The organism is Methanobrevibacter sp. (genome assembly GCF_045603845.1).
In the GTDB taxonomy this organism is placed as follows: domain Archaea; phylum Methanobacteriota; class Methanobacteria; order Methanobacteriales; family Methanobacteriaceae; genus Methanocatella.
Genome location: NZ_JAZUMY010000108.1, coordinates 25,884 through 44,277 on the forward strand (window position 1 = coordinate 25,884; position 18,394 = coordinate 44,277).

An 18,394-nucleotide genomic window follows, 5' to 3' on the forward strand; every position below is an offset into this window, starting at 1 on the left:
TTATTCAACACCTTTAAGTGATTCTACCATGTCTAACTTTTTGATTTTTCTTGAAAACATCAGGTTAACAAGTATTGATAATGCAAATGTTATCACGGCAGTTAGTATGAAATTTGAAAGTGATATTGAAGGCAATATGTAGAAAGAATCTCCTGAGGACTGCCACATTATATCTAAAATGTAATAACCAACTGGAAGACCTAAAATAAATCCAATAGCTGTAAACCATAGGTTTTGTGTTAATAGCAATCTTCTAAGAGCGCTTGTCTTAAAGCCCAATACTTTCAATGTTGCAATTTCACGCTCGATTTCTGTAAATGACAGCAATCCCAAATTATAAAGCACCACAATTGCCAAAAGACATGCGAAGAATATCAAAATATAAACCAGAAGCATCATTGATTCAGTCATTTCATCCCAGCTTGACGTCATGTCATCCATTGAATTGACAGCTTTGATATCTGAATAGTTCTTATCAACATGTTCGGATGTAACTATGCTTGTTGGAGTGTAGTTCAAGTCCAAATCTTCAAGTTTATCTGCAGACATTATAAATCCTTGTGAAATCGGATCTGCATGAATCTTATCTATTTTTGTGGATACCCATTTATCGGAACCCATGATATGCCATTTGACTGTATCGCCAACACCAACATCCAATAAGTCAGCCATCTTTTGTGAAATGGATACTTCATCATCGCCAATTTCAATCCTATTCCAGTCATAGTCTGTTGGAGTTACAAGGCTTGTGTCATTCAATACAAGTAGCGATCCGGACTTTTTGGCCGTGTCCGATTCGATTTCAATTGCGCCTTCCATCAGCTTGTCACCATTGACCTCATCTGCAATATCGTCAACACTTGATATGCTTGCTTCTTCATCAATGATTAATTTGGAGTCATAATGATTGATCTGTGAGTATTCCCATTCCTTCAAGTCATGCATTCCATCATACATTCCGAATGCGGATACTAGAAGTGCAGTACATCCTATTACGCCAATTATTGTCATTAATGCTCGAAACTTGTTTCTTTTGGCATCACGATAATTCCAGCGAATATTGAAACCCAGCTTATTCCAGAAGCCCAGTTTTTCCACAAATCCTGATGATGAAATCTTAGGGGCTTTTGGCCTTATGGTATCTGCAGGATTTTCCTTTGAAATGCTTCTTACAGCTAAAAATGAAACAGCTAAAGATGACAATACCATCAATACTGCAACATAAACAAAGTTCATGCTCCATGCCGGTTTCCATTCAGGCAAAATATATGTAGCACTCATTGACGGATAGAATAGATTTGGTAGTGTCAATGGTCCAATAATCAGTCCTAAAACAGCACCGGCCAAAACAAGCCAGAAACCATATGAAACATAATGGAAAATAATGCTTCTGTTAGTGTAACCGACTGATTTTAAAATTCCTATTTGTGTTCTTTGATGTGCGATGATACGAGTCATTGTTGTTAATAGAATCAATAAAGCAATTAAAATAAATACTACTGGGAAAATGTCTCCCATCATCTTGTGCTGATCAATTTCTTCTGAAAACTGTGAAACACTAGGATGTTCTGATTGCTCAACGAATGAATTGTAATCACCATCCAGCTTATCTGAAAGCAAATCATTATAATCGGCAGGATTCCCATCAAAGTCGACCAGTAAAACATTATATGGAACATCACTTAACGGAAATGCCTTATATGAAAGATAGGCAAAACCCATTTTATTGAAATCAGGAATGATTGATGAATCGGATGCGTGATATACATATTCCGGAGAATAGCCTAAACCCTTAATCTCCTTTTCAATTGTTACGCCATTGAAAGTAAAGGAAATATTGTCTCCAACTTTTAAATCCTTGGCATCTGCAAATTCCTTATCAAGCCAAACGCCATCTTCATCACTGACATTTACATCTTCGCCTTCAAGCAAGTAGAATTTGGAAATTGTATTGTTTTCTATAAAATGCAGCGTTATTTCAGGATCATTTGAAAAATCCCCTACCGAATCTAAAACCAGCTGTCTTTCACTATCTGTTGTGGGTGACAGATCATTTACATCATCAACAAAGTCATCATTCAAGTTTGCTGAATAAATCCAACCGTCTGCCAGGTTTGTTGCATCATAATAGTCATTGACACTAACTTCTAAACCGACGGATTCTCCTCCAACACCTGCGAATACAAAAACTCCTAAAAAAGCCATTAGAAAAATAGATAGGAATTGTGTTTTATGCTTCGCGATGTCTCTCAACATCTTTTTAAAAAGCATACGCTCACCATTCAAGTTCGTCTACTTTTTTAGGATTTTCATTTATTGTAATATCTTCAATTTGGCCATTTTTGATTCTGATTACCTTATCGGCAGCTTCAGCCAAAATCGCATTGTGAGTAACTATGATAACTGTGGTGTTTTTATTGTTACTCATATCCTGAAGCAAGTTTAAAATCAAAACCCCTGTTTTTGAATCAAGTGCACCTGTCGGCTCGTCACATAAAAGCATTGTAGGTTGTTTTGCAACAGCTCTTGCAATTGATACTCTTTGTTGTTCACCTCCGGACAATTGTGCAGGGAACTGATTGGCATGACCTGTTAAACCAACGGAATCCAGAACTGCATTTCCATCGATATTAACATCAACGATATCCTTCATTAACTCCACATTTTCAATTGCGGTCAAGTTAGGAATCAGATTATAAAACTGAAAAATAAAACCAACATTTTTAGCACGATATTTGGTTAATTCATTGTCATTAAAGTTTTCTACATGTTCACCATTTACAATAATCTGGCCGCTTGTTGTTGAATCTAGCCCTCCTAAAAGATTTAGAAGAGTTGATTTTCCTGCTCCTGACGGTCCGAGAATTACAACAAATTCTCCTTCATCTATTGTAAAGTTAACATTATCCATTGCTCGTAAGACATGGTCTCCGGATTTATATTCCTTCACCACATCTTTAAATTCTATTAATGTGCTCATTAAATTTTCTCCCGTATTAATCTATTTATTAATTTATAATATATAAAAAGTAATATATAATTTTTAGGTAAACCTAAATAAATATGAAATTGGATAAAAAATGGGAAAAAAACATTAATTATCCAAAGTTAAATTTGCCACTCTCCACTTAAATTTTGTAAATCGACCATCTTTTTAAACAGACCCTCATTAGCCATCAGCTCTTCAGGTGAACCCTGCTCTGCAATCCTACCATCATCCAAAACAACAATCTTATCTGCATTTGCTATTGTACGCATCCTATGGGCAATGATAATCACTGTCTTGTTTCTGATTAGTTCAGACAATGCCTTTTGGATTTTGGATTCGTTTTCAACATCCAAAAATGATGTGGCCTCATCCAGCAGAATCACATTTGCATCCTTAAGAAGAGCTCTTGCAATTGAAATTCTCTGCCTTTGACCGCCAGAGAGAAGTTCTCCGTTTTCACCGATTACAGTATCATATCCGTCAGGAAGCTTGGATACGAACTCTTCACATTCAGCAAGTCTGGCAGCTTCAATTACTTCCTCATCTGCTGCATCCTTTCGGCCAACACGGATATTTTCCAGAATTGAATTGTTGAATAGGATAACGTCCTGGAATACAATTGAGAAGTTTTCGAGAAGCTTTTCAGAATCCAATTTTGATAAGTCCTGACCCCCAAGTGAAACTTCACCTGAAACTGGATCCCAGAATCTTGCAGCAAGCTTTGATACAGTGGATTTTCCTCCACCTGACGGACCTACAAGAGCTGTAACCTCACCCTGCTTTGCAGTGAATGTGATGTCAGATAAGACATCTTTTAAATCATCATAATTGAAATTGACATTTTTGAATTCAACATCATAGCCATCCAAGGAATAGTCTGTCATTCCGCTTTCAACAACAAGACTTTCGATTTCTGTTGTTCTGTCAATCTTGTTGTCCATCATGAAGATTTCCGCTAAAAACATCAGTCCGTTTTCCAGCGGAGCATAAACTGTTGCAGAAGCAATCAAGAATATTAAAAGGGTGAAAATGGATATCTGTGAATTCATAATCAGATATGAACCTAAAAGAATTACAGAAACTATTCCAAGGTTCAATACAACCTTGCCGGTGATTACCCCTGCTGCTGACATTAATTCGGATTTGAGTCTTGATTTTTCCACATTGGCAGTTAAATTATTAATTTTTGAATAATATTCCTCTTCATGGTTGTATGATTTCAAATCCCTTATTGATTCAATGCATTCCTGCATTGCATCTCCGCAATTAAGCAAATCAGCCATAACCATGTCTCCGCCTTTATAGATTAGTCTTTTTGAAATTAACAATATTATGAATGCCACCGGAACAACCCATAAAAGCGCAATAGCTAATCTCCAGTCGAAAATAAACATTCCAATGGAAACAAGACATAATGAACAGATTGATCCCAGAAGTTGTGGAACTGCATGGGAGAATACATGTTCCAGGTCAGTGCAGTCATTCATTATCGTTGCAGTTAAATCAGCCAGATCTCTGTTTTCAAAAAAGGACAATGGGAGTTTTCTTAAGTTTTCACCAAGATTGATTCTTCTGTTTTCACTTTCAACATATGTCGTGTTGAATACGAAATGATACTGTTTCCATGCAAACGCAAATATTATTCCCAAAACAATTAGAATTAAGACAATAAACATACCAAGATTCGGATCCATAATCTCGCCGCCGGTTAACGGCTCCAGCCACATGTAAATAAGCAATGCATACAAACCTACCGGAAACATAAATGAAATGTCCAATAACGCCGTGTAAATGATTCCCTTAACAAGATTGTCTGAACCCGCTTTTGTAAGTCCGAATCTTTTAGTGAAAAATTCTGAAATCATTATATCACCTCGCTTTTTACTTTCCATTTTATGGACTGGTTGAATTCATCCCACATTCTGGAGTAGATTCCCTTATTTTCAACAAGGAAATCATGATTTCCTTTCTCAACAATTCTTCCATTATCAACCACGTAGATTCTGTCCACATTCTTGACTGTGGAAAGCCTATGAGCAATCATGATAACCGTTTTATCTTTTGTAATTTCAGATATTGCCTTTTGAATCATGTACTCGTTTTCCGGATCGGCCAGGGCTGTTGCCTCATCCAAAATAATGATTGGTGCGTCCTTAAGTATTGCTCTTGCAAGAGCTATTCTTTGCTGCTGACCTCCTGAAAGGTATGTTCCTTCACTTCCGATAACCGTATCGATTCCTTGCGGAAGCTCATCGATGATATCATCACATTGGGCTAGACTAAGAGCCTTTTTAACGTCTTCACGTGAAGCACCCTTACGGCCAATGGCAACATTGTTGTAAATGGAATCCTTGAATAATGTAGTATTCTGAAATACGAAGGATATGTTTTCCATCAGCTCTTTGGTTGAAATGTCTCTTACATCAACATCCCCCACTTTAATTGAACCCTGATTTACATCCCAAAATCTTGGAATCAGTGATGCTATGGTAGTTTTGCCTCCACCGGATGGTCCGACCAATGCAACGGACTCGTTTTCATTAATCTTTAAACTTATGTCATTCAATATGTGCTCATCACCATCATTTTGCCCATAGTCAAAATAAACGCCTTCAAATTCGATTGAATGATTTTTAGGCTTTTGAGGATTTGCCGCTTCAGCTAAAGGCTCTTCATTCAATATGGCTTCAATTCCATCCAATGCATAACTTGCAAGCATCCAATCCTGTGAAACTGTCATAATCTTGTTCATCATAACCGCACATATTGGCGTGAATATTATGTAGAACATGAAATTAGCGAAAAACTTCACATCCACAAGAGATCCTGCAAGCAGAATCCCTGCAGGAATAAGCAATGCGAAAAATCCGTTGATTGATACTGTAAATGCTGTCATCGGAAGCTGGGTTGACAGTGAGTACTCTGCGGAGAATTTTCCATAGTTTCTGATTGCATTAATGAAATTCTTAAATGAGTATACACTTTGCTGGAAGGCCTTGGTGACCGGAATTCCCCTGACATATTCTACAGCTTCAGCATTCATCTCTTCCAAATATCTCTGATATTCCGCCATGATGTTTTGGGATTCCTTTGAAAACATAGGATACATGAATACGAAACATAAAATTATTGGAATCAGACATATCAATCCCAAAAGCCAGTCAAAACTGAACAACAGTATTAGAAATACTATTGGAGTGACAATTGCTCCGGTCAAGTCAAACAGCTGATGGGCCAAAAATGTTTCGGTTTTTGCTGTGCTGTAATCAATTACTTTTCTCAGACCGCCACTGGTATGGTTTGAAAAGTAACCTAACGGCAGCTTGAGCAAATGATTCATAGCTGCATCCTTCATGTTTTTCTCGTTTTTAAATGCAGATAAATGGGTGCCCATCAAACCGAAAAAGTTCAGGACTATTCCCAATACCGCAAAGGTAAATGCCTTGATTGCATAAACATCCAGGTTTTGCGCCTGTGTAAAGTCAGGTGCAACCATCAAAAGAGCATTTACAACGTCCCAAATATAAATAAATGGAACCAGTAAGCAAATTGCACTTAAAGCAGATAGAAACATGCCTAAAAATGATAAATATTTATAGTTACCTGAATAACTGAGTAATCTGAAAAATTTATTTTTATTTTTACTTTCTGACATTAATATCGCCTTAAAATATTATTTAGGTTTACCTAAAAATTTAAAATTAACCTGAAAAGGCAAAACAATAAAAATATTCTAAAAAACAAGTAAAGAACAAATTTAAATTATTTTTGCAAAAAATGATTAAATAAACCTATTTTCAATATAAACTATAATTTAAATTAATATATAAATATTTTTGAACTGAAAAGTCAATAAATATACCAAAAAGACAATATTATTTTTTATACTCAGATGGGGTGCAACCGACATAATCCTTGAATGCCTGGGTAAACTTTGACGGTGAAGAGTAACCGACCATTCTTGACACTTCTGAGATAGAATGAGACCCCTCATCGATTAATTTACATGCATAATCCAGTCTGTACTCTTTTCTCCACTTATAGATTGGCTTGTCGTAAACCTCTTTAAAGCAATTTTTAAGAGTTGTTTTGCTGATACCATATTTATCTGAAAGCTCATCAATAGTGATTTTGCTTGCCAAATTAAGCATCAAATCATTTTTCACATTTTCAACTATCCTAACCTGATTTTTTGAAAGGGAAATATTGTCGCTAGAAGTGAAATTGGTGATTGAAAAGAACAGCAATAACTCAAGGCACTTAAGTTTATAATATGGCAATCTAATCCTATTTTCCACATTATAGAGCTCACCGATAACATGGTCAATTTTATCATTGGACCGAATCAATACGTAGCCTTTTGATTTTTCCAAACCTTCATAAAAGCCAATTAAATCAAAATCAGGAATATAATTATTTATATAGTCATTGGCAACATCAACATCAATGAAAATCTCCAAACCTTTATAAAAACCTAAAGGAAAATCAGACAGGGTCTTTGTCAACTCATAGACACTTATGCATAAATCCCCTTTCCCAAAATAAATTATTTTATCGTCATCAACACTATAAGAATACCTGCCGCTTAAACAATGATTGATTTCAAGCAGTCTGGAAGGAAGCTTCTCCTCAACGTAAATGTCATCATAATGTTCCAGATTTATGTCAATGAATGCTATAATAATGCCCGGGAACAGCGAATATGTTTCAAGCTTTCCGTATTTGCCCAAATCAATAATCTTTTTATCGTCATCACCAATTAAAGCATAATCAGTCACAAAGACATTCTCAAATAATCCATAGAGATTTTCATTCATATGAATAGTTATATCAACAATACATATAAAACATTTCAAAACAAATAATTATATTATAATAAAAGTTTTAGGAAAAATCCAAAATGTCATTTAAAAAAGATGAAATGTTAGTAATGCCTGCGGTAGACATTAAGAATGGAAAGTGCGTACAGCTGGTTCAGGGCCAGCCGGGCAGTGAAATGGTTGAAATAGAAAATCCTGAAAAGGTAGCGCTTCATTGGGAAAATGAGGGAGCCAAAAACATCCATGTCATTGACCTCGACGGCACAATTGACGGAAAAACCAGTTTACCCGTTATTAAAAAGATCTTAAATGAAGTTTCAGTACCCATACAGCTGGGCGGAGGAATCAGAGATGTCGAATATGCAAAAGAGCTTCTTGATTTGGATATTGAAAGGCTAATAATCGGAACGATGGGAATTCAAAATCCCGAAACGATAACTGCACTATCTGACGAATACGGATCTGAGAGAATCATGATTTCCCTTGACAGCAAAGACAATAAGGTCGTTATCAAAGGATGGCAGGAAAAAATTGACAAAAGCCCCGCTGAGATTTCAAATGAGTTTAAGGAGCATGGTGCTGGAAGCATACTATTTACCAACGTTGATGTTGAAGGCCTTTTGGGCGGATTTTACACAGACCCTGTAATTGAGCTTAAAAATTCTGTGGATTTGCCTATAGTCTATTCCGGTGGAATTACAACAATAGATGACATTAAAAAGCTAAATGAAAGTGGTGTGGAAGGAGTAGTAATCGGTTCTGCACTTTATAAAAATAAGATTGACTTGAAAGAGGCATTGAAATACCAAAAGAGGTAGAATATAATGAAAAAAGTAATGGCAAGCGGAACATTTGACTTACTGCACCCGGGACATGGCGTTTACCTCCAGGAAGCCAAAAACCTTGGAGGATACAATTCCAAGCTTTATGTTGTAGTTGCAAGAGACTCTACAGTAGAGAAAAGAAAAAGAGTCCCCATTGTTGGTGAAAATCAGCGTTTGGAATTGATTAAAATGTTAAAGCCTGTTGATGAAGCTTATTTAGGTAACGAAGAAGGAGACATCTTTAAGATTGTAAAAGAGATTGATCCGGACATTATAGCTATAGGACCCGATCAGACCCATAATGTTGAAAAACTCCAGAAAGCGATTGATGAGAGAGGTCTGAAGGCCCGTGTCCAAAGAGTCAAGGTTTATCACAAGGATGAACTTGACAGCAGCTGTAAGATTATTAAAAAGATTAAGAATACCGATTTTGAGGGAAAAATTTTAGATAACTGTGAATAGAGAGGGATAATGATGTTTAAAGTAGCAATAATTGGAGCAAGCGGATATACTGGCGGAGAACTTTTAAGAATGCTTTTGAACCATCCTGAAGTGGAAGTTACAGACATCACTTCAAGACAATACGATGGCACACCTGCACATAAGATTCATCCTCACATAAGAGATTCAGGACTTGAATTCAAAAATAAAAGTCCGTCTGATTTGGATGCTGATGTCGTGTTTACTGCAACTCCACACGGCGCATCAATGAAAATCGTACCTGAACTGCTGGATGCAGGCATGAAAGTCATTGATTTAAGTGGAGACTACAGATACCGTGATACTGAAGTTTATGAAAAATGGTATGGAATGGAACATACCGACAAGGAAAATAAAGGTGCATTTGGGCTTCCTGAACTGTACAGGGACGAAATCAAAAAGTCAAAGCTTGTTGCAAACCCAGGATGCTTCCCGACAGGCGCGATTCTATCCTCATATCCGTTAGTCAAAAACAATCTTGTTGACAGAATAGTAATCGATTCAAAAACAGGTGTCAGCGGTGCCGGTGTTAATCCTAGTTCCACCACACATTATCCGAATATTGCTGATAACGTTAATCCATATAAGATTTCATCACACAGACACATGTCAGAGATACAGCAGGAATTGCATGGCTTTGATGATGTTAAAGTATCATTCACACCACATCTTGTTCCGGTCATTCGCGGAATACAGACAACAAGCCACAGTTTCCTGATTGAAGACATAACTCCCGAAGAATTAAGAAAATTCTATGAAAAAGAATATAAAGATGAATATTTCATAAAATTAATGGATGAAGGAGAAATTCCTCATTTAAGTTCTGTAAGAGGATCCAACTTCGTGCATATCGGAGGATTTGAAATAGATGAAACCGGAAGGGTAGTGATGTTATCCGTAATAGATAACCTCGTAAAAGGTGCTTCAGGACAGGCCATTCAAAATATGAACATATTGCTTGGTCTTGATGAAAGCACTGGCCTTACACACTTCGGACTTCATCCTTAAAAAAAGAGGGGTAAAATGAAAACATTAATAGTATACTTTTCAAGCGGAGGAAGTACAAAAATAGTATCCAGAACCCTTTCAATGAACTTGAAAGCAGATATTATTGAAATTAAAGATTTGAAAGACAGAAAAGGTTTTGGAAAAAGATTATTATCATCAATTGAAGCGTTCAGAGAATCAAAAACTAAAATTTCTCCCGAAAAAATTGATTTCACAGCTTACGACCTGATTTATCTCGGTACTCCAACATGGGCAAACAATCCCGCTCCTGCAATCATAACCCTTGTTGACAACTGCGACTGGAAAGGAAAAGATGTCATATTATTTGCAACATTGACAAACAGCGGCGGAGATTCTGCTCTTGAAAGATTAGAGGAAAAAGTATCACTGCGCGGCGGAAGAGTGATTAAAAGCTTTTCAATAATTACAAAGGACAAAACCCCAGAAGATTTGATTAATGATACTGAAGCAGCAATTAATGCTTCAGATTTAAAGATGTACGGTGTATAAAATGAAATCCGAATTGAAAATTAAAGCTATTGAAAACGGAACTGTGATTGACCACATTACAGCAAACAAATCACTGCATATCCTTAAGATATTGGGTCTTCCGGATGACGATATCATCAATGTTACTGTAGCAATGAACGTTTCCTCAAAGGAAACCGGAAGAAAGGATATTGTAAAAATCGAAAACAGGGAAATCGACCATCAGGAACTGAACCAGATTGCATTAATCGCCCCGAAAGCTACAATTAACATCATCAAAGATTATAAAGTTGTAAAAAAAGACCAAATTATACTTCCGGAAGTAATTACTGCCTTAATCAAATGTACAAATGAAAAGTGCATTACTAATTATGAAAATGAGCCTATTACTTCAAGGTTTAATGTGATTGAATCCCAGCCACCGGTTTTGAGATGCCATTACTGTGAAAAATTAATAAAAAATGAAGATATCGAAAAACAATTCGAATAATCTTCTTTACTTATTTTTTAGATAATCTGCCAAACGTTTGGACAGGGCAAGTATTGTCAATATAGGAGGTTTTCCCGGAGATATCGGCAAGACGCTTGCATCGCTTACAAATAATCCTTCAATTTCAGTTTCCTGATTTGAATCAACTATTTTTCCGATAGGTGCGGTTCCGCCAGGATGTGCTCCCCTGTAAACTGTGGAACCGATGGTGTTCGGATCAACTCCTGCCTTTTCAAGAATAAATCCTGCAGTTGCAACCCCTTCTGCCAGATATCTTATGTCATTGATAGTGTTGATTTTGACAACATCCCCATCGTCGTCGACATAACCTTTAGCGTCGTCTGCAGTCTTGACCATAATACTTAGAATATCCTTGTCATCAACTTTCTTATCATCGATATTTCCTTTGATGAATGATGAAAAGTGAGGAGACAATACGAAGTTTTTGCCGATGACCAATCCTGCCATTTGAACTTCAGTGTTGAAGTTAATGTCTTTTAGATATCCCCCAACAGATACGAAGGGGTCAAAGAATAAATCACGGCCGGCATCAATGTCTGCGGTTCTCAAAATCAGTGTGGAGCCTATTGCACCGGCTGAGAGAACAACAGTATCTGATAAAAGAGACTCTTCAGCACCATCTTTTATATATTTTATTCCTTTAATTTTGGAATCCTCAGTGATTAGCTCTGTCACTTCAGCTTCCATTATCAGCTCAGCGCCGTTTTCAACCGCCATTTCAACAAAGTCCTTTCCGGACCATTTCGCATCGGCAGGACATCCGAATGCACATTTTCCGCATTGGATACAGTCCTTTTCCCTGATTGCTTTTGGCATTTTGAGAGTATTCAGTCCGAGTTCACGTCCGGCATCCAAAAATAGCTGTGTTCCTCTGCCGATATGTGAGTCATCGAGCTGATGTACACCGATTAATTCTTCAACATATTCATATTCTTCAGTTATGTCTATTCCATAGTCATGGAGCTCTTCATCCAATGCATGAACCATATTTGACATTGAAACGATTGTCGCACCGCCGATACACGTGGTTGTCAGCAGGTCAACATCCTCACTGTATTTGTCATAATAGTTAAAAGCGTCCTTTGAATCAATGTACGGACCTTTTTCAACAATGGTAACCGGAATGTTTTCTTTAGACAATTCATATGCTATGATTGCTCCTCCGGCACCAGTACCAACAACAATAACCATAAAAAATCACCAACATTAAATTTATATCAATTGTTATATTTTGTAGTTTCTACTATAAATATTATGAAATTCAAAATATTTAATGATTGAACTTTTGGAGCGATAGAATGGAAGAATACATTAACTTATTTGAAAAAGTTATAGAAAAGACAATTCCTAAAGTTGACTATATAGATATAAGAGCAGGAAAAGGCAACAGCACATCAATATTAATGAAAGATGGAGAAATTGATGAAATTAACACCGGAATGAGCATTTCCGCAAGAATAAGAGTATTGAATAATGGAGCTTGGGGATTTGCATACACAACAGACATCTCAAAATTTGATGAAATTACCGAAACTGCACTTAAACTTTCAAACTCCCTTAAAGGAGACGTTGAATTAGCTGAAAGTGACATTATCAAAGACAAGATAGCAACTGACGTTAAAATACCATTTGAAGATATCTCAATTGAAGAAAAACAGGAAATCATGAAAGCTGCAAGCGACAGCGCCACATTTGATAATGTAAACAGTACAACTGTCGGATATGGAGACATTGAATCTGATGAACTGTTCATGAACAGCGAAGGCAGTGAAGTTCAGGTAAAAACAAGCCGTGTGAGAATGGCGCTTAACGCAACCGCAACAGACGGACAGATAATCCAATTCGGACACGGAAGCATCGGAGGAGTCAAAGGATTCGAAGTGATTGCCGATAAGGATATTGAAGAGTTCGGAAGAACTATAGGGGACAAAGCAAACAGACTGCTTAAAGCCGAACCTGCACCTTCAGGCAAATTTAAAATTATTGCTGATCCGGAACTGACCGGAGTAATGATACATGAAGCGCTAGGCCATGCAACTGAAGCCGATTTAATATTGCAAAACGATTCCATTCTCAAAAACAGATTAAACACAAAAATAGCTTCAGACATAGTCAATATCTTCGATGACGCAACAATAAAAGACGGATTCGGATATTACCCATATGACGTAGAAGGAATAAAAACAAAGCCTAATCAGCTTGTTAAAGACGGTAAACTGGTATCATTATTATCCTCAAGAGAAACAGCTTCAAAATTAAACATGAAATCATCCGGAAATGCAAGGTCAATAATTGCCGATGCACCAATCGTAAGAATGAGTAACACTTACCTGCAGCCGGGAGACATGACCTTTGAAGAACTGATAGAAGACATTCCAGACGGAATCTACTTAAAAGGCTCAAGAGGCGGACAGGTAGATACCGGTAAAGGAATATTCCAGTTCAATGCCGCTGAAGGATTTAAAATTGAAAACGGAGAACTTACAACGCCGCTTCGTGATGTATCTTTATCCGGAAATATTTTAGAAACTTTAAACAATGTTGACGCTTTGGGAAATGATTTCAAATTAAGTGTAGGTTTCTGCGGAAAAGACGGACAGACCGCACCTGTCGGAGACGGCGGTCCACACACAAGAATTATTGATGCAATGGTTGGAGGAAGCAACTAGGTGATAACATGATAAGCGAAGAAAACGGACAATATTTACTGGAAATTGCAAAACAGACAGTTGCAACATACTTGGAAACAAACAGAAGAATAGTAATTCCCCCGGATTGTCCTGAAGAACTGAAACAGGAACTGGGAGTATTTGTAACAATCAACAAAAGAAAAAGACTAAGAGGATGCATCGGATATCCGGAACCTGTTAAAAGCCTAATTGAGTCAACAATCGATGTGGCAATAGCAGCAGCATTCGAAGATCCAAGATTTCCTGAACTTAAAGAAGAGGAATTCGGAGATATCGAATTTGAGGTGACCGTGCTTACCCAACCGGAACTGATTGAAGTTGCCCATCCTAATCAATACTTTGACGAAATAGAAATAGGAAGAGATGGATTAATTATCCAAAAAGGATATGCGAGAGGTCTTTTATTACCACAGGTGGCTCCGGAAAACGGATTTACAAAAGAAGAGTTTTTAGACCACACATGCATGAAAGCAGGAATCAGTGCTGACAGCTGGATGGATGAAAGCTGTGACGTCTATAAATTCCAAGGACAGATTTTTAAATAGTAATAAAAATTCAATCCAAAAATTGAATTAATGGACAAACATTAACCGTCATCTATTTTGATTATAAATTAAAAATTAAATAACCACAAATTTATAGTGTAAAATACCACAAAAATAGTATGAAAAACCACAAATTTATAGTTTAATGGTATAAACCTTCAAGAGTTACTTGAAGATGCGAAAAAATCATTGTAATAATATCATAATAATGCTTCAGCTTCATCAATAAATCTCTCTGCTTTACAAATGTATTTTTCAGCAGTTTCTTCAGTGAAAACTACGGAATAATCATAACTGGATTTATTGCGGTCAGCCATTCCTCCATTAAGAAACTCAAAAGTTTCTTTAGACAATAATCCGGGTTTAACATATTCCTTTGCCAGTTGCCTCATAGTTCCACCATGTGTTCTTGGAGAAATGTCTTTTTTAAGGAGTAATGCCAATCCTGCTGAATACATTGCATAATAAGACATTGTAACGGAATCTCTGTATTGGCCAATTTCAAATAGTGCTTTAGCAGATATTAAATTACTTTTACCTACATTAAAAGCATCCATGACCTTATTCAATTACAACACCTTCTTTAAGCACATTAGTTAAAAATGGATAATCAATAGTTTTGTTGAAATGCTCTTCACTCATGACATGAGGAGATATGAATTCATCCTTTTCAAGAATAATATCAACTGCCACACTATTAATCTCATCAGATAACTCATCGGAATTAGTTGTGATAATTAAAATATCAATATCTGATTCTTCCGTGTCATCGCCACGAGCTACAGAACCAAATAATATAATTTTGACAATATCATCAGAACGTATAGCATCGGCAAACTCACGAGCAATTTCATACCGATTATTCATACATAATCACCTTTTATTGATTAGCAGTTTTTATAATAAATAATATCCAATTCATTAATAATAAATATTTGCTAACTGTGATTTCATGAAAAAATTTCAATCAACAAAGTTTTTGAAAGAGTCATCATTTCATATTTTTATTATATTATTTATTATATTTTCCATATAAAATATGTAATAAATCATGTGGTGATAAAATAAAAAAGTATATTGAGTATCAAAATTAGTTAAAATAAATAGTATGGTGCAAAATTTACATCGATAGAAATTTTTAAATGCTTCTTTGTACTTGAAATAAAGTGAACATCTAAAACAATTAAATATTATCCTTTCCATATCTAAAAATATGGTTTATGAAAGATGTTTTATTTGTAATAAAAAATCATATCAAACAACACATTATGAATCAGATGTGGATTTCAGAACTTTTCCTAGAGGTTCGGATGTGGATTTGGATGGGCGTATACATAGACGTGGACGTGAATCTGGTGATTTTCTTAATCCTTTTTCATCTGTTCATGAATGCCCATATTGTGGATATGTTTCTAATAATTTATCAGATAAAACTATTTTAAGTACAAATTTTTTTGATTCTGAGAGTTATAGGAATTGCAATAATATAATTTTCAAATCTGACCTTGCTAAGAAATGTTATAAATCATATTTAATTTATAAAGAGTCTAATAAATTAATTCAATCCTTTTTCTATATCCAATATTGTGCATGGGCATGTGATGATGAGAATGATGATGAAAATGGAATTATTGTTAGAAAAATAGGCATAACCATTATTAATGAGTTTCTCTCTTTAAAAGGATTTAATTTTAAGACACACGATGAATGGTTATTAATAAAATTTGATTGGATGCGAAGAATGGGTGATTTTGAAAATTTAATTAATGAATATGAAAATATTTCTTTAGAAAAAATTGCCCATAGTGAAGTTTTCCGATTCCAGTTAGAAAAAGCTAAAAACAGAGACAGTTCTTGCTATTCAATAAGTGATGTATATAAATAGTATTTTATCAATCATTCTAGAGTTATATTTACTATCTTATTCATTATATTTTTTATATAAAACAAGTAATATACCAACTGAAATATCACAACTATTATCCACAAATTTAATTAACCCGCCAAATCTAAAATATAGTATAGAAATGTTGAGAGAAAAATAATTAATTGATATTAAAGTGATTATAATGATGATACCATCTGAAATATCAATTACTTTTCAAATGCTCTCTAACTCTACCTTTTATAATATCAAATTATAAAAGTGTTAAGTATGGATAACGAGCTACTTGAAAATATATTTATAACAAACAACTATTCGCACGAAACACGAAAAGTGAATAGGTCAGTAATGAAGAAGTATTGTGAATTCTATGGTATGAACCTTCAGGAACTGCTTGATGAAGCGGAAAAAGATGAAGCAGACAATGTCAAATGGAAACACCGCCGTGTTAAACATAAACTGCTTAAATACAGACAATTCCTTTTAGACAAATATTCTATAAACACAGTTAGAATACATATGTCTGTCGTCTCAAAATTTTACAGATTTTATGACATCGAAATCAATCCTCTACCAAGATTGAACATGAAAGCTGTGAAAAAACCAACACCCATCTATTATAAAGATTTGCCTGATAAGGAAATCATAAGGGAAGCTTTAGCAATTTCCCCACCCGTAATGAAAGCCATAATATTGTTTTCCTGCTCAAGCGGTTGTGCCAGAGCCGAAACATTGAGCCTGACCATTCAGGACTATATCGATGCCTTATCTGAATATCTGCCGAACAAAAGAATGAACATCTATCAGATAATTGATTATCTGAATGACAATGACAATGTGATACCTACCTTTAACCTCAGGAGAATTAAAACAAACAAGTATTACACTACCTACTGCAGTCCTGAAGCGGTTAAAGCCATCAATGCATATATTCTGACAAGGACAGACAATGTAACTCCGGAAAGCCAACTGTTCAGGATGTATGAAACATACTTTATTGGATATTTCCAGAGAATCAATGATGAACTTGGTCTCGGCAGAGTCGGACATTACAGCAGATTCAGAAGTCATATGCTTAGGAAATTCCATGCTTCAGCATTGTACAATGATGGCATGAGTTTGGATAACGTGAACGATTTGCAGGGCAAGGCCAAAAACAAGACCGACCAGGCTTACTTCATGATCAATCCTGAAGATTTGAAATATGAATATATCAAGCATCTGCCAGCCATTACAATAAATACCGATGTCGAAAAACTGTCCATCAAATCTCCGGAATATATGCAGATGGAAAGGGAAAATAATGAATATAAACAAAAAGTTGAAAAAATGGAAGCTAATATAGCTAACATCATGGAACGTCTGGGCCAGGAGGAAGCAAAATAGCTTTGTTGAATTTGGTGGAAATTATACTTTCCACTATCTTTTCTTATTTTTTTCTAAACACCATTAAAACATTATTATGCTATTTTTATTATTAACTGAAGAGTGAAAAACTTTTTTTGATTATATAAAGCACATTATCAATAGCTTATGATATAAAAGTGATTGTGAGAAATAATTTTAAATCTGTGCATTTGGATGAAACCATCATCAAATTTCAATGACAAATTGCACTTATGATATTATACATTTGATATTTTCTGACTTCAAATTTTGATTCAATGTTTAGAGAATTTTGGAAAAATACATGCCTTATCTTCAAGTATAACATTGTAATAAATGAACGATTAAGCCAAAAATAGAAAGCAAAATGTTTATATACACAAAATAACAGACTATGATTAGCCATTACGAAGTGAGGACAATTTTTATGAGTGAGAACAATTTTTCACACTCGTACAACTTTTCTTTTGTGAGGGCTGAAAATCAATATCTGGAGGTAAAATATCAAGAAAATAACAGGAAAAAAAGATTATTAAAAAAGGATTATAAAAAAATAATTTTATTTGAATAACGAGCTAATAAATATTATTTTTCATTATAATCCTAAGGGGTCAGGTAAGAAAAATAAAAATAATTAGACACGTCGCGAAACAATGTTAAAAATTAATACTTTTCAAAACTTAACCCAGTTTCTAGTTTATTTTAAGGAATATATAAACATTTGTAAATTAAAAAAAGCAGTGTTTATCTTGTACTAAATATTCGGT

The 18,394-nt window shown here is 35.3% G+C and carries 17 protein-coding genes; 9 read left to right on the plus strand and 8 right to left on the minus strand.

All coding sequences use genetic code 11. From position 1 onward, the window contains the following. The 5 genes from ACKI2W_RS10960 to ACKI2W_RS10980 form a co-directional block, all read right to left on the minus strand. Positions 1-2,205, minus strand: coding sequence for an ABC transporter permease (locus tag ACKI2W_RS10960; RefSeq protein WP_407381997.1), 2,205 nt, complete (start codon positions 2,203-2,205; stop codon positions 1-3). A 70-nt stretch (positions 2,206-2,275) separates the two neighbouring features. After that, positions 2,276-2,980: an ABC transporter ATP-binding protein gene (locus ACKI2W_RS10965; protein WP_407381998.1), complete on the minus strand. Its 705-nt coding sequence runs from the start codon at positions 2,978-2,980 to the stop codon at positions 2,276-2,278. Between the two features lie 128 nt (positions 2,981-3,108). Further along, positions 3,109-4,854 (minus strand): ABC transporter ATP-binding protein, encoded by a 1,746-nt coding sequence (locus ACKI2W_RS10970; RefSeq protein ID WP_407381999.1) that lies wholly within the window; start codon positions 4,852-4,854, stop codon positions 3,109-3,111. After that, complete coding sequence (locus ACKI2W_RS10975) at positions 4,854-6,644, minus strand: ABC transporter ATP-binding protein (protein WP_407382000.1); 1,791 nt, start codon at positions 6,642-6,644, stop codon at positions 4,854-4,856. The genes ACKI2W_RS10970 and ACKI2W_RS10975 overlap by 1 nt, the downstream gene beginning before the upstream one ends. A gap of 220 nt (positions 6,645-6,864) precedes the next feature. Further along, a complete protein-coding gene (locus tag ACKI2W_RS10980) occupies positions 6,865-7,806 on the minus strand; it encodes a helix-turn-helix domain-containing protein (protein ID WP_407382001.1) in 942 nt (313 codons plus the stop codon). 83 nt (positions 7,807-7,889) lie between these two features. Between ACKI2W_RS10980 and hisA the strand changes: the two genes are divergently transcribed. From hisA to pyrI, 5 genes are read left to right on the plus strand one after another with little or no spacing between them, the layout of a single operon-like run. Next, positions 7,890-8,627, plus strand: coding sequence for a 1-(5-phosphoribosyl)-5-[(5-phosphoribosylamino)methylideneamino]imidazole-4-carboxamide isomerase (gene hisA / locus ACKI2W_RS10985; RefSeq protein WP_407382002.1), 738 nt, complete (start codon positions 7,890-7,892; stop codon positions 8,625-8,627). A gap of 6 nt (positions 8,628-8,633) precedes the next feature. Continuing rightward, positions 8,634-9,095, plus strand: a complete 462-nt coding sequence (locus ACKI2W_RS10990; RefSeq protein ID WP_292796574.1) for an FAD synthase — start codon at positions 8,634-8,636, stop codon at positions 9,093-9,095. 12 nt (positions 9,096-9,107) lie between these two features. Further along, on the plus strand, positions 9,108-10,121 hold the full coding sequence (argC, locus tag ACKI2W_RS10995) for an N-acetyl-gamma-glutamyl-phosphate reductase (protein WP_407382003.1): 1,014 nt from the start codon (positions 9,108-9,110) through the stop codon (positions 10,119-10,121). A 15-nt stretch (positions 10,122-10,136) separates the two neighbouring features. Beyond that, the gene (locus ACKI2W_RS11000) at positions 10,137-10,631 is read left to right on the plus strand and encodes a flavodoxin family protein (protein WP_407382004.1); all 495 of its coding nucleotides are present in this window, start codon (positions 10,137-10,139) and stop codon (positions 10,629-10,631) included. Position 10,632: 1 nt separating this feature from the next. Then, positions 10,633-11,100: an aspartate carbamoyltransferase regulatory subunit gene (gene pyrI / locus ACKI2W_RS11005; RefSeq protein WP_407382005.1), complete on the plus strand. Its 468-nt coding sequence runs from the start codon at positions 10,633-10,635 to the stop codon at positions 11,098-11,100. 6 nt (positions 11,101-11,106) lie between these two features. Here the strand turns inward: pyrI and ACKI2W_RS11010 are convergent, their stop codons facing one another. Further along, a complete protein-coding gene (locus tag ACKI2W_RS11010; protein WP_407382006.1) occupies positions 11,107-12,312 on the minus strand; it encodes a GMC family oxidoreductase N-terminal domain-containing protein in 1,206 nt (401 codons plus the stop codon). Between the two features lie 107 nt (positions 12,313-12,419). Here ACKI2W_RS11010 and ACKI2W_RS11015 point away from each other — a divergent pair, with 107 nt between their 5' ends. Further along, positions 12,420-13,790, plus strand: a complete 1,371-nt coding sequence (locus ACKI2W_RS11015; protein ID WP_407382007.1) for a TldD/PmbA family protein — start codon at positions 12,420-12,422, stop codon at positions 13,788-13,790. Between the two features lie 8 nt (positions 13,791-13,798). Continuing rightward, complete coding sequence (locus ACKI2W_RS11020; protein WP_407382008.1) at positions 13,799-14,356, plus strand: TIGR00296 family protein; 558 nt, start codon at positions 13,799-13,801, stop codon at positions 14,354-14,356. Positions 14,357-14,556: 200 nt separating this feature from the next. Here the strand turns inward: ACKI2W_RS11020 and ACKI2W_RS11025 are convergent, their stop codons facing one another. Next, positions 14,557-14,925 carry a HEPN domain-containing protein gene (locus ACKI2W_RS11025; protein WP_407382009.1) on the minus strand — a complete coding sequence of 123 codons (369 nt, stop codon included), beginning with the start codon at positions 14,923-14,925 and terminating at the stop codon, positions 14,557-14,559. After that, positions 14,918-15,223 carry a nucleotidyltransferase domain-containing protein gene (locus ACKI2W_RS11030; protein WP_407382010.1) on the minus strand — a complete coding sequence of 102 codons (306 nt, stop codon included), beginning with the start codon at positions 15,221-15,223 and terminating at the stop codon, positions 14,918-14,920. The genes ACKI2W_RS11025 and ACKI2W_RS11030 overlap by 8 nt, the downstream gene beginning before the upstream one ends. A 346-nt stretch (positions 15,224-15,569) precedes the next feature. On the opposite strand from ACKI2W_RS11030, the gene ACKI2W_RS11035 reads away from it, so the two are divergent. Beyond that, positions 15,570-16,241, plus strand: coding sequence for a hypothetical protein (locus ACKI2W_RS11035; RefSeq protein ID WP_407382011.1), 672 nt, complete (start codon positions 15,570-15,572; stop codon positions 16,239-16,241). Positions 16,242-16,511: 270 nt separating this feature from the next. Further along, positions 16,512-17,627 carry a tyrosine-type recombinase/integrase gene (locus ACKI2W_RS11040; protein ID WP_407382012.1) on the plus strand — a complete coding sequence of 372 codons (1,116 nt, stop codon included), beginning with the start codon at positions 16,512-16,514 and terminating at the stop codon, positions 17,625-17,627. The last annotated feature ends 767 nt before the right edge of the window (positions 17,628-18,394 follow it).